The organism is Paenibacillus sp. MAEPY2 (assembly GCF_000499205.1).
Lineage (GTDB): Bacteria > Bacillota > Bacilli > Paenibacillales > Paenibacillaceae > Paenibacillus > Paenibacillus vandeheii.
The window spans coordinates 92,977-110,196 of sequence record NZ_AWUK01000037.1 but is presented as its reverse complement, the minus strand read 5'-3'; the positions used below and the strand labels follow the sequence as shown (position 1 = coordinate 110,196).

Here is a 17,220-nt window from a genome sequence, read left to right as displayed (position 1 = left end):
AAAGACCAAAAAAAAAACAAGCCATGCTTCACGTCATTTCACGTAAAACACAGCTTGTTCCGCTACTACTTCCCATTCAGCTCCACATAGGAAGCTTCCAGCTCCTTGATAAGCTGGTCTCCGCCGGATTTTCTCCAGTTCGCCACTTCCTGCTCCCAAGCAGCATCATCGATTTTGCCCATAATGTACTTGGTCTGTGCATCCCAGATCATCTGATCCAGCTCCTGGCCGCGCTCCGTATAGATGGCAGAGGACAGGGTCAGCGCCGGATTCGGAATGGCGTACTGCTCATTCTCACGCGCCATCTTCGTGCCCTTCATACCGATCGGTACATCGACAAACTCAGCCACGTTATATCCTTCAACGCTTAGCAGATTGTCACGATACGGCTTCACTTCGCGCTGATACCCGTCGAAGTCCTTGAACTCGGTTTTGCCATCCGAAGTCTTCGTATAGTGTACATCCTCAAGACCCCGCAGCTGGAGCGTACTCAGCGGTTCGTCCATCAGTTGATCCAGGAACGTCAGCACCTGTTTTAACTGTTCTTCGTCCGATACGGAAGCTTTGGGAATGACAAGCATGCCATAATTCCCCGGTTCCCCGGCAATTCGAATGCCATCCGGTCCCTGGAACGGGGCCACATCAATCTCGCCATCCGGCACGTTTGGTGTCAGCCGCTGCTGGAATGACTTTCCGTTCTGAGCAACACCGTTCAGCTTCATGGCTACCAGACCGGAGTCAATTTTTTTGTCCGCATCGGATGGGTCCAGAGCAGGAAAGTCACTGTTGATCAATCCTTCACTGAACAGACGCTTGAACAGCTTCATCGTGTCCACATATTCTGTGGTCAGGAATTCGGGCGTAAGTTTGCCCGCGTCGTCCAAACCCCACTTGTTCACCCCACCGATACTTACAGCGATCCGTGTGAGTGGAGAGGATACACCTTCGTTGTACTTTTTGAACAGCACCGTTCCATACGTATCTTCCTTGCCGTTACCATCAGGATCATCCTTGCGAATGGAACGCATCACTTCGTACCAGTCATCCAGCGTTTTCGGTACATCCAGCTTCAGCTTGTCAAACCAGTCCTTGCGGTACACGATGGCTGTACGCCCGATATCGCGGAAGTTGGGTACCCCGTAGATCTTGCCTTCGATCTTGATATTGTCAAAATAAGCCTCGGATTGAGCTGACAGGTTTTTATAATCCTTTAGGTAAGGTCCAATTTCCCAGAACAGCCCCGTTTTGGCTGCGTTAAATGTTGTGGGTACATAATTCACCCGCATAATGGTCGGCATCTCGCCTGAAGCTACCATGACGTTCACTTTATCATCAAAAGCAGACTGCGGAATCCACTGTACATTGACATCTGTATTGGTATATTCCTCAATCTTCTGTTCGATCCCATTCTCCTTGGCTGGTACATCACCTACCTGCATCAAAGAAATCGAAATGGGAAGCTTGCCCTCCCCTGCCGCAGGCGCTTTTTCTCCCCCACAGCCTGCAAGCAGTCCAGCGGACATTGCACCAACCACAACTAATCCGCCTAAACGGGACATCCGACCTTTTGGACTCATGAACCATCTCTCCTTTGGATAACGAAATTGTTCAGGGTACGCACAATGAATGCGCTATCATAAATGAGTCTGAAGAAAAGAACTAGCGTGTCGCCAGTTCCATCTCCACTCCTGCCAAAATAAACGGAGCAACCGATTTCGGATCATTAATCCGAATGGATTCAGTCACATAATACTCGTACGACCCGTCACGATACGGGGTACCGCCCAGACCTGCCCCTCCGTTACACTGCGTCAGGGACAATACACCTTCGCGATCCGTTTGCAGCAGATGCTGCAGCAGACCCTGATACCCCTTTTCTGCGATCACTTTGAACTTGCCACTCAGGTAACCCTTCCGTACCCCCTTAGCCAGTGCGTAAACAAACATGGACGTTCCCGAAGCCTCCAGATAGTTGCGCTCACGCCCCGGCTGATCGAGCAGATGAGGCCATAGCCCGGACTGTTGGTCCTGTACATGTACAAGCGCATTCGCTACGCGTTCGAAGATCCCCACAATCTGACCGCGCTGCTCATGATCTACAGGCAGATGATCCAGTGTATCCACCACCGCCATCACATACCAGCCCATCGCCCGGCTCCAAACATGCGGAGAACATCCAGTTTCTCCCGAGCTCCAGCGCTGTTCCTTGCTCTCATCCCAGGCATGGTACAGCAGACCGCTGCGTGGATCCCGTGTACGCTTCTCCACCAGCAGCAGCTGTAATGCCGCCTTGTCAAACCACTTCTCCTCGTCTGTAGCGGCACCATACTGTGTTAGGAACGGAGTAGCCATATACAGTCCATCCAGCCACATCTGGAACGGATAGACCTTCTTATGCCAGAATCCGCCTTCACTCGTACGGGGCTGCCCCTTAAGCTGGACCATAAGCAAATCTGCGGCTTTACGGTACTTCTCTTCACCGGTTTTGTCCAGCAACAGGAACAGTGATTTCCCCTGGTTAATCTGGTCCAGGTTATACTCCTCGACTGTATAGGAGCGAATTGAGCCATCTTTCTGAATGAAGTTGTCCATCAGTTCACGGATGTAATCGAAATATTTCTGTTCACCGGTATGGGTGTACAGCTCTTCCAGCGCTTTCAGCAGACAACCATTTTCATAATGCCAAGTCGGATACAGCTCATGATTACGATAACTTTCCATGAACTGTTCAGCCATCCGTACCGGTGTGAATTGCATTGTTTCTTTCATGGAATCCCTCCGCTTCCGGCTTTTTATTTAGCCTGTTTTTTGTAGTCTTCGGCATATTCCTCACGAATTTTGGTACCGCCCGCATTGCCCCAATTCTCAATTTCCTGTTTCCAGCCATTTTCATCGATTTTACCCATAATATATTTGGTCTGTGCATCTGCAATCATCTGATCCAGATCTGCCCCACGATCGCCATACGTAGACGAATACAAGGTTAATGCAGGGTTTGGCACAGCATGTTCCGCCAGCTCTTTGGCAAGTTCCGTACCCTTCTCACCCAGTTCAGTGTCTTTCAATTTCGGCACATTGTATCCTTCTACGTAAGGCAAGTTATCACGATATGGCTTCACTTCACGCTGGAATGCATCGAAATCACTCATCTCCACTTGGTCTTCGCCAGCCTTCTTGTAATGTTTGTCTTCAATACCACGCATCAGCAGCGTCGCCATCTCGGGGTCCATCAATTTATCCAGGAAAGATAACAGGTTTTTCAGCTCTTCCTCCGATTTCACCGTTGCTTTCGGGAAAGCCAAAATACCGGAGTTACCCGTCTGCCCCGCCACTCGGTCGCCACTCACACCAAGCAAACCGGCAATGTCTACCACCCCATCCGGGTCGTTCTTGGACAGACGCTCTTGCTGGCTCTTTCCGTTCTGGGCAACACCGATACGCATGCCGACAACGCCTGTATCATATTTCTTCTCCGCTTCTGTGGAGTCAAATACGGCAAAGTCCTGATTCAGCAGCTTCTCGCTATACAAACGCTTCAGCAGATCCAGCACCTGCATATATTCCGGTGTCATGAATTCCGGTGTAAAGCTGCCGTCATCCTCTACTTTCCACTTGTTTGGAGCACCAAAGCTTACGCCAAGGCGCGTAGTAAAGGAGTATTGATCCTCGTTATATTTTTTGAAAAGCATCAATCCAAACGTATTATCCTGACCGTCTCCATCCGGATCGGAGGTCGCCAGCGTCTTGATCGTTTCATACCATTCATCCGGTGTCGTTGGCACCTTGAGATTCAGTTTATCGAACCAGTCTTTACGGTAAATCACCGTTGCACGGGCAATATCAGAGAATACGGGTACCCCGTAGATTTTGCCTTCTACCTTGATATTGTCAAAGAAACGCTCGTTCTGAGCAGACAGATTTTTATAATCCTTCAGTAAAGGTCCAACTTCCCAGAATACATCGTTACGCATCGCACTGGTCACCGTTGGGTTATACTGTACTTTTACAATTTTGGGCATATCACTGGATGCAATCATGACATTTATTTTGTCATTGTAAGCCGAGGCCGGAATCCACTGAATATCCAGCTTGGTATTGGTATACGCCTCAATCTTTTGCTGGACCTCATTGCCTTTGCTCGGTACGTCGCCCACCTGTGCTATTGCAATGGACACGTTCTGCACGCCGCCCTCGGCAGCCTGACCTTGATCCGATCCGCATCCTGCCAGCAGACCTGTCACCAGTGCCAATGTGCTCAAGACAGCTACGGCTTTCTTTTTTGTTGCTTTCATCAAACGAAAACCTCCCCTTTTTATACAGTCATGAAGCAGTTCTGATATCCAAACGTATGCGATTTCAACCTTTTACCGATCCCAGCATCACTCCCTTGGCAAAGTGCTTTTGCAGGAACGGATAGACCAGCATGATTGGAATCGTGGAGAACACGATAACGGCCATGCGAATGGTAAGCGGCTGAATCTCGGTCTCTTCGATACTCGTGTCCCCGATCCGGCTCTGAGCCAGGATGACAATCTCTCGCAGCCACACTTGTACGGGCCACTTTTCACTATCGTTGATATAAATGACAGCGTTGAAGAAGCTGTTCCAGTGAGCCACCGCGTAAAAGAGTGAGAATGTAGCCATTGCCGGCATCGACAAAGGCAGCACAATTCGGAACAATACCCCCACATCGTTACATCCATCGATTTTGGCGGCATCCTCCAGTTCGTCCGGAATGGCCTGGAAGAAGTTTTTAAGTACGATCAGGTTGAACGCACTAATCGCGGTTGGCAGCATCAGAGACCATAACGTATCGGTCAGGTGCAATGATTTTACGACAAAGTAGGTTGGGATCATCCCACCGCTGAACAGCATCGTGAACAGTACACCCAGCAAGATGGGCTGACGTCCACGTAAGTATCTTCTGGAGAGCGGATACGCCATAAGCGACGTAAACAACAAATTAAGCAGCGTACCAATTACGGTGATATAGATCGATACGCCCAGACTGCGAATCAATGTGTCTGTAGAGAAGATGTAGCGATAAGCGGCGAGGGAAAATTCTTTCGGAAAAAGAATGAATCCTCCTTTGGCCACTTCATGCGGGCTGGTAAACGAGACGGCCAAAATATAAATGAACGGGATAACGGTCACGATTCCGATTAATAGCAGAAAGCCATGATTGAGGATATCAAAGATCCGGTTGCCCCACGTTTTATCCTGTTGCATCTTAATGCTCACTCCTGTCTGGTGAAGAACGTCTGCTGCCAAGCGTTAGTAGACGCCTTCCTCCCCGAATTTTTTGGCCATCGTGTTGGCACCTAGTACAAGCGCAAGTCCAACCACCGACTTGAACAAACCGACAGCAGCACTATAACTGTACTGTGCCTGTGTGAGACCTTTGGTGTAGACATAGGTATCGAATACCTCACCCACATCCCGGTTCGTCGGCGTCAGCATCAGGAAAATCTGTTCAAAGCCTGTATCCAGGAAGTTACCCAGACGCAGAATGAGCAAAATAATGATCGTGCTGCGGATAGCAGGCAGCGTAATATGCCATGTCTGACGCCAGCGATTGGCACCATCCATCCGTGCAGCCTCATAGAGCTGTGTATCTACACCAGAGAGTGCCGCCAGGAAAATAATCGTGCCCCAACCGACCTCTTTCCAAATGGATTGTCCAACAATCATCGTTCGAAACCAGCCGGGCTCCAGCAGGAAAGCCACTTTTTGTCCTGTCAGGTTATAAAGTAATTCGTTAATGGCGCCGCCCTCGGTTGTGAACAGCATGTAGAACACACCAACCACCACAACCCAGGAAACAAAGTGCGGAACATATACCAGCGTCTGTACAAATCGTTTGAACCGTTCACGGCGAACTTCATTCATCATAAGCGCCAATACAATGGGCAGCGGGAAGAAGAACACCATATTATAAATCGCTAGCAAAAACGTATTTCGGAACAAAGTCCAGAACTGCGGCTCCCCGAAGAAACGCTGGAAGTGCTTGAATCCTACCCAGTCACTGCCCAGAATGCCCTTGTAAGGCGTGTAATCCTGAAAAGCCATCGTAATGCCGTACATGGGTATGTATTTGAAAATAACAAAGTAGAGCACGCCCGGAATCAACATGATATAGAGCCACCGGTTTTTGATGATGTCCCTCCACAGCAGGTTTTTGTCACTGCGGGTAGCGGACCGTGTCCGAGCCGCCGTTTCGGCTTTCATAGTGTGTTCCTCCCCACATTGGAAACGATTACAAAATATCACTTCCTGAATTCATGTCTTCATTGTGGAGGATAATCGGGTAACTGGCTATCGTCTCGTTTTAGCTTCTTGTTTTCCCTTATGTATCAAGGGTTTAGGACGTTTATATCCCTGGGCTGCTCCCCTCAATGAACCCCATTTAACCTCCGATATTCCTGTCTTAACTCTGCTCCAATCACAGAAAAAAGGCTGACTCTGAAACAAAGAAAAACCTGCCTGCCATGGCAGGCAGAGCAGGTGGCTATTATCGCTGCTGCTCCCGGTATTTTCCGGGGGTGGTTCCAGTAATTTTACGAAAGGTTCGGATAAAAGCGGTGGGATTCGTGTAATTGAGTTTCTCGGCAATCTCCGATATTTTCAGGTTGGTCGTCTGCAGCCATGTTTTGGCTTTTTCCATCCGGTATTCTGCCAGGTATTCCGTAAAATTCACACCAGCCTCCTTTTTGAACACACGGCTCAGATAAACTGGATGAAAATTCAGTTCTTCTGCGCAAGCTTCCAGTGACAATTCGCGATCATAACGCTCCTCAATCAGTCGAATCATCCGGCGGGCTATATTCAGATATTGAGACTCTTCCTGTTCGCGCCAGAATCGAATGACAGGTTGGAATAAACATTTGCGGAACCAGTTCGTCATTTCATCCAATGTGGACAACTTCAACAATCGAGCCATGGAAGCTTTTTCACCCAACACCTCCGCAACATTACCACCCTGCTCCTGCACAAGCTGGTACACACGGGACAACAGCTGAACCATGATAACGGGGTACTCGCTGAAGTGCAGCTTCTTGTCTGCAAGCAATCCGAGATACCGCTTAAAGTACACATCCGTTTTCTCCTCGTCTCCTTGCTTGAGCGCAGAAGCCAGCTGGTCTTCAATCATCCTGAGCTGTGTATACAACGCGGCCTCTGTCTGACCGCGCGGCTGAATATCCTCATAATGCAAAATAATACGGCTCCCCAGACTTACCCTGCCTTGCAGAGCCTCACGACTCTCCTGGTAAGCTCTTGGTGAATCACCTATTGCAGAATAGGAGCGACTGATACCGATACTTACGGGCAGATTCAGATAGGTTACGACCCGCTCACGAATCAATTCGGCTTGAGAATGCATCCATTCTTTGAGCTGTACTTCATCCTCCAGCACGGAGGCCAGCACCGTAACCTGGGCGTCATCAATCATGACAGGGGCAAATCGAATATCCGAAGGCAGCAGCTCACCGACCATATTGTTTAACGCAAACAACAGCAGATCCCGATCCTGCTCTTCATACCTTGTCCCTTCAAGGGTATCGATCTGAAGCGTGAGCACCCCTAGCCGTGACCAGGATGTCGGAAAATCATAGAACTGTCCCTGATATCTGAAGTCATCTTCCGATATTTTGCCTGTAAGCAGTTTGGTCATAAAAAATTCCTGCAAATGAACATGCTGGCCCTTCATTTGCTCACGCATCGTTTTCTCCGAGCTGAATAAGGTGGATAATCGCTCTTCAATGTATATAAATTCATCCTGACGGCGTCCCGATGGAGCCACTGGAGAATCCAGTCCTTTTGTAAACTGCAGAAGTCTGGAAATCGGAGAATACATCTTGCGGCTGCCGTAGATAGCTACCAGTCCCGTCACACATAACATGACCAGTGTAGCCACTCCCGTAACCAATGCAATTTTCTTCGACTGAGCGGTTATCTGACCCAGCGATACAACGGACACATACAACCAGCCATTAAGTGGGGACTGCCTGTAGCTAACCGCCACCTGGCTTCCTTCCACCTCTGCACTGAAGAAGCCCTCCGAGAGTCCCGTCGTTTGTACCTTTTCATGGATTTCCTGATTCAGCGCATCATATTTCCCGTCTTGCTGTGTATCATTGAGAAAATATTTCTGCTCCCGATCAAGGACGTACATATCTCCTGAATTTGAATTTCGACTCAGAAATGTACTTAGCTCTGTATCAGCTATGTCTATAACCAGAAATCCCTTGGGTTTCACATTGGTTGGGATCATCGGAATCTTGAATACCATGCTGACCACATTGTCGGATGAAATAAGGGTAGGCGCGGGTTCTTGTGCCACTTCACCCACTCCGGCCGATACTGGCACACTTTCTTTGGTTGAACTCACATTTTGCGTCACCCAGAAGAGGCTGTTGGTATATTTCAAATAGGAGCCAATCCGGTCCCGAATACTGAAATCATCCAACTTTCCAAAGGATCTCATCGAAACGACCCAGTCTTCATCGAGATTCACGAGATAGGCCTGATCAATATTTGTAACCGATTGCAAATTATTAAATCCGGAGGTCAGATCACGAATGTCCTGGAATTCGCTGCTGTCCAGCGGTTTTTTCATCGCTTGTAACACCAAGGGAGAATTCACATATTGGATGGACGACAATTGCAGACTGCGCAGCACTTGCTCTACCCGCATTTGGGTCTGATGCAGAATCTGCAAATTACTCTCACGTACCTTCTGCTCAATGTCACGCGAAGCAATCGAATAGGAGACTGAACCAATAACAATGACCGGAAGGGCTCCAAGAATCATGGTAAAACAGAGCAAACGCAGCAGGTATTTAGGCAAAAAGCGCATCCTCCTTTGTGTTCATTTTGCGTCATTTGAACGAGAACGCTTTCGGAATTGCTTCCCGATCTCATGCAAAACGTATATATAATATCGCTTTCATTGGATTAATTTACTATTGTTATTTTAAAACCCATTGTTATTCAAGTCCACTATTTATTATTGAAGGTTGACTTTAAGGCAATTTCCAGTTTATATTGGTTGCATATTCCTCAATCAAAGGAGAGATTTTGATGTCGGTGAGCGTTCTTAACTAACCAAGTTTCATATTCAGGAGTTTGGCCTTCGATTCGCTTGTGCCTTTTGGCATACGTGTATTTCTTGATGCGCCATTACCCTGTACTTAGTTAAGAACAGCGGATATCATAAATCGCCTCCGGGATTGTACGTGTCCGGGTCTATTTCCGCGCTGTGTTCAGCGTGGATTTTTTTGTATAGACCTATAACGGGCCCTGCTTTCCCCTACGTTAAGGGCGGAGAATGACGTTTGTTCATTCTCCGCCCTTTTTGCGTTTTCCGGGAATATGTTCCATCGCTTAAACCGAAATTCCATTTTATAACCAAGGAGAGATCAAGCATGAATGAAAACACATTAAACAGTCTGGGTTATCCCCAAATTCAAAAAAACGTTGCAGCCTGTGCCCTATCCTATTTGGGCAAACGTTATGCAAGAGACATGAAGCCCATGGTGGACGCGCCTCTGATTCAAATGCGGCTGGAAGAGACCGCTGAGGCTGCTGCTTTGATTCGTTACGGCGCAAGTGTGCCCATCCCTTCACTCGACGGGATGGAGACCATCATGGATCTGCTCGGCACCGGTTATTTGTTCACGGAGCGAGATTTCAGCCATCTCGCCCAATTTCTACGCAGCTGCGCACAGCTTATGAAATACATGGAGGGCAAATCCGAAGTGGCTCCTACAGTCAGCCGATACGCTTCATCCATGATATGGATGGAGTCCCTGCTGAGCGAGATCGAACGATGTATTCATAATGGCCGCATTCAGGATCAGGCAAGCAAGGAGCTGATAAGTATTCGTAAAAAAATGACGGTGAATGAGGAGCGCATGAAGCGCAAGCTGGATTCTCTCATAAGCAAACACCGCTCCATCATGCAGGAGAATGTCATTAGCCAGCGTGGTGGAAGAACGGTGCTGCCCATCAAGAAAGAATTCCGCAAACACGTTAAAGGCAGTGTGCTGGATGAGTCAGGCAGCGGCCAAACCATATACATTGAGCCAGCGGAATTGGTAGGTTTGCAAATGGAGCTGGCTTCACTGCAAGCGGAGGAATCACGGGAAGAGATGAAAATCCTAGGCGACTTAACCTCCATGGCAGAGTCGTATCATCGTGAAATTGCGCTAAATACGGAAACGGTAGGGGTTCTGGATTTTCTGTTCGCCAAAGCGAAATATGCAGCGACCATGGACGGACAGACTGTACGCGTCAACGCCAATGGACGGATTCGGCTTCAAGGGGCACGCCATCCATTAATGGGCGCATCCATGGTTCCCCTTGATTTTGCAATTGGTCACACGTACTCCTCACTGATCATTACAGGACCAAATACAGGAGGCAAAACGGTTGCCCTCAAGACACTAGGTCTGCTCACCCTGATGATGCAATCCGGTCTGCTTGTCCCTGTCGCTGAAGAGGGCGAGATGGCCGTATATCATGAGGTTGCCGTCGATATCGGTGATGGACAGAGCCTGGAGCAAGCACTCAGCACCTTTTCTGCACATATTCGCAACATGATTGGCATCCTGGCTCAAGCCGATTCATCGACGCTTGTGCTGATTGATGAGATGGCCTCCGGTACCGATCCTGGTGAAGGAGTGGGACTCTCGATCGCTATGCTGGAGGAGCTGCACAGCCGCGGAGCTACCGTTGTCGCCACTACCCATTTTGGGGAAATCAAACATTTTGCGGCAGCCACGCCTGGATTTGAAAATGCACGAATGGAATTTGATACAGTCTCGCTCCAGCCTCTCTATCGATTGCGGATTGGAGAAGCCGGGGAAAGCTACGCCTATTCCATAGCATTGAAGCTGGGGATGCCGCAGCGCATTATTGTGCGCTCCAAGCTCATTTCAGATCAGGGTGTCTCGCAACGTATCTCTCCAAACTTTACATCAGCTGTGCCCGACGTGAATTCTTCACCATCACCAAAAAGCAGCATGGCTGAACAAAAGCATTCAAATAAAACAAGGAACACGTTGGAACCTGTCAACGAACCTGTCAACCCGTCCGTACAAACTGGCCCTAGAAACCAGTCCAATTGGACTGGAGCATCGAAACCCACTTCCCCTGCCAAAGCATTCCGAAAAGGGGATCGTGTCTATGCAGCCTATCTGAACCAGTCAGGAATTGTCTGTGATGTAGAGGACAGTCGCGGGAATATCGGAGTCATGCTGCGTGGACGCAAAGTCAAAATTCACAAGAAACGCCTGACTTTGCATATATCTGCACAGGAACTTTATCCGGGCGACGACTATGACCTCGACATTGTGCTGGAAACCAAGGAAAACCGGAAGAAGCGCAAACTGATGGGTCGCAAGCATGTGGAAGGACTGACGATTGAATTGCCTCCTGAAGAATAACCACAGGATTGATATCATGGGTGGAGCTGATATACTTTAATAAACCTATCGATCGTTCGTGGTTAAGAAATTCAACGGGGGGAAGGAAGACTCATATGTCTGTTGAGCAGGATACAAAGAAGGTGACTGCAGATGTCCTTGTATGTCCTTTATGTGGTGAAGCCAATGGCTGTTCCTATGCAGCAGGCCGCCCTCATTCAGCATGCTGGTGTAATCAGGCCGTGTTCCCCGAAGGGGTATTTGACCCCATTCCGGAAGAACAACGCAGGAAGTCTTGTATATGCGAAGCATGTCTGGATACGTATAAAAAGAAGGCACAGCAAAATAAAGAGCCTCACAGTTAACCCTGTGAGGCTCTTCCTCTGTCGATATTACGTTATATTGTAATGAAGAATGTTACTTCTTCATTTGTTGATAATGCGCTACCGCTTGCTTCAGTACAGGATGGTTCTCGTCCATGGACGTATACTGGCTGAGTGCTGCTTCAATCCCTTTTTGCTTGATCGTAGTCTGAAGTTCCACCGCTTCCGGATCTTCGGAAATATCAAACTTGCAGGCAGCCGCCATTCCCATCGCCAGATGTGTTGTCTCCGTTCCATACTCGTAAGCCTGGAGAGCCGGGCGAACCAGACGGTCATTCGGGGACAGTTTCCGCAGCGGAGAACGTCCTACACGAGTTACCTCATCCGTCAGATGCGGGTTAACGAACCGTTCCAATATTTTGGCAATGTACAGCTGATGGTCATCCGCATTGAATCCAAAACGTTTCACCAATACTGCCCCGGTTTCCTGCAAGGCACCATATACTATAGATTTGACTTTTTCATCGGCAATAGCCTTCTGAATTGTATCAAACCCGTTCACATATCCAATATAGGCGGCAATACAGTGTCCGGTATTTACGGTAAACAGCTTCCGTTCGATATACGGCTCCAGATCATCAACATACATTACACCCTCAACGGGTTTGAACGCAGGGGCCATTTGTGAACGGTCAACAACCCATTCATAGAAAGGCTCTACCTGTACATGTAACGGATCCTCATGATGCTGAATCGGCACAATACGGTCTACGGCTGAATCCGGGAAATACACGTACTGATCCGCAAGCAGACGAGTACGCTCATCAAGCAGACCATATACATGTTCTTTCAACTGAGTGCTGGCTCCAATTGCATTTTCACAGGCAATAATGTGAAGGGGCTGGAAGACATCACCTGTTTCCAGTCTGGCTGTAAGTCCTTTGGCAATTCCGGGAGCAATATGTTTCAGTATGCCTACACCCACTGCCGTTGTGATCAGTTCCGCTTCTGCAACGTTTTGAGCAACGGTATCCAGATTAGTTCCATCGATTGCACTCACACCAGTAACGGTCTCCAGGTCCTTGGCCTCGTTAGCCAACTCAACCGTGTACTCTCCACGCTGCTCTAGAGCCTTAACCAGCTCCTGGTTAACGTCCGAGAAAACGACATTGTAGCCAGCACGGGACAGGATCAAACCGATGAAACCACGTCCAATATTCCCTGCTCCGAAGTGAAGGGCCTTCATAGTTCCATTTCACTTTCCAAAATAGTAATGACTTCTTCAGCGGTTTGAGCATGACGCAGAGCTTCCATGTTCTCTTCCTCAGCACAGATGACTGCGATGCTGGTCAGGATCTCCATATGTTCTCCGCCCTGAGCGGCGATACCAATCACCATATACGCTTTTTCTTCCCCAAAATCAACACCTTGCGGGAACTGAATAACCGATATACCTGTGGACAGGATGAATGATTTGGATTCCTTCGTGCCGTGTGGAATCGCCAGTCCGTTGCCCACATACGTGGAGACAATCTCTTCACGCTCCAGCATTTTGTCAATGTATTCTGCGGTGATATGTCCCGCGTCTTTCAAAATCTGACCTGCCATACGAATCGCTTCGTATTTGTCCTGAGCCGTTGCATTCATGATGACTTTATCTTTAGTTAACACACTCATGTTTGAATACCTCCAATTTCGGTTTTGCTGCGGTAAAATCCCGCAAGTTCTTGGGACAAGTAATGAATAAGGTCATCCCGGTTGCCTTTTTCAAGTAATGCAATCATTTCTTCCTGCAACAATAGCGCACTGATCTCACTCAGTACCTCCAAGCTTTCCTTCGATAACTGTCTCGGTCCAAGCATCAAGAGCACATGGCTGACACCTGCCGGGTCTTCCGGCGTGCGCAGAAGCGGCTCTGTCAGTTGGAAAAGCGTGATTGAAGGACTGTGAATGCCATCACTGCGTGTATGAAACAGCGCGAGGGAAGTCCCGGGAATTTTCTGGCTTCCAACCTCTTCACGCTCCTCCAGCAGTCTGGCAATCTCTTCTGGATTGTTCAACACACCAGATTGATGCAAAACGCTGCACATGGCGTAGGCCGTTTTGAAAAATCCGATCCCTTGATTATCCAGTGGGAACACCTGAAACTTGCCGATAATCTGTACAATTTCAATCAGGGTAGCTTCAAGCCCAACTGGATCGGTAAATCGTCCTGTTGCCCTTGACTCTGCTTCAGGTGGGGGACTATGTTCCCGTTGAAGCGTCGTTGTCCTGATGAAGTGCCTTAAACGTTCACTTTCTTCTGCCGTCAGTAGTGGGCTCACCTTGTAGTATTGATGTTTATCCATTGGCAGATCCACGGTAGAGAGAACCAAATCATATTCCGTCTTCGGTATACGTGCGGCTTCATACCATGACACGCTGTCCACAATCCGAATTTCGGGAATTTCCTTGGACAGACGGCTCGATAACATTCGTGAAGATCCGATTCCGCTGGTACAGACGACGACAGCCCTGATTTCTCGCTTCAGCACCCGCAGCCGTTCAATGGAAGCACCGAAGTGCATCACCAAAAATCCAATCTCCTCATCCGGCACATCCGTATTGGGCCAAGCTTCTCGCACCGCTTTCTTTACATCCTCAAATAATGATTCATAATCCTTGCGGATCTGCTGAAGTAACGGATTACGGATGAGCTGCCGTCCATCCATTCGTTCCAGCACCGGCTCCATGTGAGCAATTAGACCCTCACGCAGCAGCCGATCCTCATGGAACGAATAATGGGTATTCTCCTGCATTCGATCTGTGAGAGAACGAACCATGTCGAGTAAGACTAGGTCGTCTATAGGCAGCAGACGCGAGGAATGAATCGATTGCTCGATTTCAATCAGCAGTCTGTGAAAATAAGCCTGCTCCTCGCCCACAAAATCCATTCCAAGCTGGGCAGACAAGACACCGCACAGACGGGAAGCCAAATATTCTGGCACCTTCCCCTTGTCGCCTTGCAGCGAATTTCCAACGTCTTTTTTGTCCAGCTGAGAGCCCCGACCGATACCAAAGCCCTTACGGATACGCACAACCGCTACAGACAATTGAATCAGCAGCTTCATGTATTGACGCTCCGGAATATTTTCTAACCACTCAATATCCGGCTGCCACAACGCATTTTCGACCGTAAGTACATCCTCATGTCCAATCATTTCCAATAGTTTACTGTTTACTTTGGAGACGCTCTGCTCCGCTTGCCTACCGAACAAATCGGATTCATCCAGATATTCAAGAGCGAGCGCGGAAATAGCCATGCGATGAGCCCACTCGCTTCCATTGATCTTGACCCCATATCCGCGCCTGCGAACCAGCTTCAAGCCCGCCAGATGAATGCGTGGCTCCAGATCGTCCAGATCATTGCTCGCCGTAGACACGGTTACCTTCAGATCTGAGGCCAGCGCAAGCAGCTTCACAGGTTCGGACTCATCCAGCAAAATACAAAGCATGAAGAGTTTACGCTCTTCGGGCGTAAACTCTACATATTCGTTAAGCTCAAGTTGATGGCGCAATACGACCAAATCATCGGAACCGGGATCAATTCGAACCCCGGTTCCCGATTTTTTTTCCAATCTCATGCCAAGGGGCTCAAGCCATTGTTCAATCATCTGCAACTCCCGATGCACAGTACGGGTACTTACTTTGACCGCAACAGCTATTTCGCCAGCAGTTACCTCATGCGGATGCTCCAGCAGGAACTCCACGATCTCACGCTGTCTCCTTGTAATATTACTCATCAGGAGTCGGATTTGAGGCGCTCGACCAGTGCCTCATATTCAGGACTCTTCAGGAAATTATCGATGGAAATATGCTCTGCATTTGGAGCTACGGATTTGGCCCGGTCTGTCAATGTTTTCTGAGTGATGACGATGTCGGCATCTTGCGGAATCTCACTGATCGCCGTGTTCGTTACAGCGACATCCACACCGGCTGCCTTCATTTTCTTCCGCAGAATCGATGCACCCATGGCACTCGAACCCATTCCTGCATCACAGGAGAAGACAATTTTGTTTATGTCCGTTTTTACGGCCGCAGAAGCAATATCAGCCGCACGGTCAGCTTCCCGATTGTCTTTATCAACGGTAAGGTTACCCGTTTTGCCCTGATTTTTCATATCTTTCATACGACTGGATGCAGTATCCAGATCTTCGTCATCCTTCTGTTTACCTGTTTTGAGCAACACAGATGCCACAAGGAAGGAGATGATCGCGGCTACGGCTACCCCTGCAAACATGCCAAGATATCCACCCTTAGGTGTTAACAAAGAGTAGGCAATGATACTACCCGGTGACGGTGCTGAAACCAAACCAGCTCCTGTCAGCATAAAAGTCAATGTACCCGCTACACCACCAGCCATCGCAGCCAGAATCAGTATCGGTCTCATCAGAATGTAAGGGAAATAAATCTCGTGAATCCCGCCAAAGAAATGGATAATTACAGCACCTGGAGCGGAAGATTTAGCTGATCCCCGACCAAAGAAGCAGTAGGCCAGCAAAATGCCAAGTCCAGGACCCGGATTGGATTCAAGCATGAATAATACGGATTGTCCCAGTTCTCTTGCCTGATCCGTACCAATCGGTGTCAGAATCCCATGGTTGATGGCATTGTTCAGGAATAATACTTTTCCTGGCTCAATGATCAAGTTGACCAGCGGGAGAAGACCAGCATTCATCAAGGTTTCTACCCCAGCCGATAACACCTTGCTAATCGCTTCAACGAAAGGCCCGATGCCTTTAAGGGCTAGAAGGGCCAAAATCCCACCAATAATACCAGCGGAGAAGTTGTTAACCAGCATCTCAAACCCGGATTTGATTTTGCCATCGACAGCCTTGTCAAATTTCTTAATGACCCAGGCTCCCAATGGTCCGGCAATCATGGCACCAAGAAACATGGGGATGTCACTGCCGACAATAACCCCGATGGTCATAATCGCACCGACTACACCACCACGTTGGCCGTGTACCATGGTACCGCCTGTGTAACCGATAAGTAAAGGCAGCAAATATTTGATCATTGGATCAACTAACAATGCAAAATCTGCGTTAGGGAACCATCCTTTTGGAATGAACAATGCCGTAATTAAACCCCAGGCGATAAATGCACCCATGTTCGGCATAACCATACCGCTCAGGAAACGTCCAAACTTCTGAACGCCGACCCGTATTCCTCCGCTTTTTCCGGACTTTGCGTCCACTGAACTCATACTGAAAACCTCCTCAACATATTAAACCTTAATTCCACTGAATTTTGACACGATGATCCAGACGAACGAAGGTACAAATCTGTAATAAATCTTAATTTCACAACCATATCGTAAATGAAAACGGTATCTTCTACAACGAAATGAAAACCTACTTCCGTCATGAACGTTGATGACAAGATTTAAATTTGAAGGATTGTCCCATTTTGAACCTTGTATAAGGAAT

At 48.4% G+C, this 17,220-nt stretch carries 12 protein-coding genes; 2 read left to right on the top strand and 10 right to left on the bottom strand.

Features of this window, described 5'->3' with window-relative positions; genetic code table 11:
- Window positions 1-65: 65 nt before the first annotated feature.
- From P364_RS0126840 to P364_RS0126815, 6 genes are all read right to left on the bottom strand, one after another.
- The gene (locus P364_RS0126840) at window positions 66-1,577 is read right to left on the bottom strand and encodes an extracellular solute-binding protein (RefSeq protein ID WP_024633119.1); all 1,512 of its coding nucleotides are present in this window, start codon (window positions 1,575-1,577) and stop codon (window positions 66-68) included.
- An 82-nt stretch (window positions 1,578-1,659) separates the two neighbouring features.
- Window positions 1,660-2,769: a glycoside hydrolase family 88/105 protein gene (locus tag P364_RS0126835; protein ID WP_024633118.1), complete on the bottom strand. Its 1,110-nt coding sequence runs from the start codon at window positions 2,767-2,769 to the stop codon at window positions 1,660-1,662.
- Between the two features lie 23 nt (window positions 2,770-2,792).
- Window positions 2,793-4,292 (bottom strand): extracellular solute-binding protein, encoded by a 1,500-nt coding sequence (locus P364_RS0126830; protein WP_024633117.1) that lies wholly within the window; start codon window positions 4,290-4,292, stop codon window positions 2,793-2,795.
- Between the two features lie 64 nt (window positions 4,293-4,356).
- Entirely contained in the window at window positions 4,357-5,229 is an 873-nt protein-coding gene (locus tag P364_RS0126825) for a carbohydrate ABC transporter permease (protein WP_024633116.1), read from the bottom strand.
- 45 nt (window positions 5,230-5,274) lie between these two features.
- Window positions 5,275-6,228 (bottom strand): ABC transporter permease, encoded by a 954-nt coding sequence (locus P364_RS0126820; RefSeq protein WP_024633115.1) that lies wholly within the window; start codon window positions 6,226-6,228, stop codon window positions 5,275-5,277.
- 283 nt (window positions 6,229-6,511) lie between these two features.
- Entirely contained in the window at window positions 6,512-8,848 is a 2,337-nt protein-coding gene (locus tag P364_RS0126815; protein ID WP_024633114.1) for a helix-turn-helix domain-containing protein, read from the bottom strand.
- Between the two features lie 577 nt (window positions 8,849-9,425).
- Here P364_RS0126815 and P364_RS0126810 point away from each other — a divergent pair.
- Window positions 9,426-11,447 (top strand): endonuclease MutS2, encoded by a 2,022-nt coding sequence (locus P364_RS0126810; RefSeq protein WP_024633113.1) that lies wholly within the window; start codon window positions 9,426-9,428, stop codon window positions 11,445-11,447.
- Window positions 11,448-11,542: 95 nt separating this feature from the next.
- Window positions 11,543-11,791 carry a cysteine-rich CWC family protein gene (locus tag P364_RS0126805; RefSeq protein WP_052016789.1) on the top strand — a complete coding sequence of 83 codons (249 nt, stop codon included), beginning with the start codon at window positions 11,543-11,545 and terminating at the stop codon, window positions 11,789-11,791.
- A gap of 52 nt (window positions 11,792-11,843) precedes the next feature.
- Here P364_RS0126805 and P364_RS0126800 read toward each other — a convergent pair whose 3' ends face one another.
- The 4 genes from P364_RS0126800 to P364_RS0126785 are packed head-to-tail and all read right to left on the bottom strand — an operon-like array spanning window position 11,844 to window position 16,997.
- A complete protein-coding gene (locus tag P364_RS0126800; RefSeq protein WP_024633111.1) occupies window positions 11,844-12,995 on the bottom strand; it encodes a mannitol-1-phosphate 5-dehydrogenase in 1,152 nt (383 codons plus the stop codon).
- Window positions 12,992-13,426 (bottom strand): PTS sugar transporter subunit IIA, encoded by a 435-nt coding sequence (locus P364_RS0126795; protein WP_024633110.1) that lies wholly within the window; start codon window positions 13,424-13,426, stop codon window positions 12,992-12,994. Before P364_RS0126795 ends, P364_RS0126800 begins: the two co-directional genes overlap by 4 nt.
- Window positions 13,423-15,531 carry a BglG family transcription antiterminator gene (locus P364_RS0126790; RefSeq protein WP_024633109.1) on the bottom strand — a complete coding sequence of 703 codons (2,109 nt, stop codon included), beginning with the start codon at window positions 15,529-15,531 and terminating at the stop codon, window positions 13,423-13,425. The genes P364_RS0126795 and P364_RS0126790 overlap by 4 nt, the downstream gene beginning before the upstream one ends.
- Window positions 15,531-16,997, bottom strand: coding sequence for a PTS mannitol transporter subunit IICB (locus P364_RS0126785; RefSeq protein ID WP_024633108.1), 1,467 nt, complete (start codon window positions 16,995-16,997; stop codon window positions 15,531-15,533). Before P364_RS0126785 ends, P364_RS0126790 begins: the two co-directional genes overlap by 1 nt.
- Window positions 16,998-17,220: the final 223 nt, after the last annotated feature.